General features: G+C 38.0%; 1 protein-coding gene. It reads left to right on the forward strand.

Annotation, left to right across the window (positions count from 1 at the left end; all coding sequences use genetic code 11):
• The coding region (locus Q1A46_RS20865; protein WP_299683596.1) for a hypothetical protein at positions 1–229 on the forward strand (229 nt) is incomplete at both ends.

Below are 229 nucleotides of genomic sequence, written 5' to 3' on the forward strand. Positions count from 1 at the left end.
GAATTCACAGCAAGCGCAGTTGGTTCAGCAGTTTCATGTAATGGAGATACAGATGGAGAGATTACTATAACAGCTACAAACTTTGGAGCTTCATTTGAATATAATATTGATGGAGCAGGTTGGGTAACAGGAAATACAACAAGTCCATTAATAGTAGCTACTACATTAGGAGCAGGAAACTATACAGTTGAAGTTCGTTCATCTACAGTTTCATCAGCAGGAACACAAT

This window comes from uncultured Tenacibaculum sp. (genome assembly GCF_947502995.1).
Lineage (GTDB): Bacteria > Bacteroidota > Bacteroidia > Flavobacteriales > Flavobacteriaceae > Polaribacter.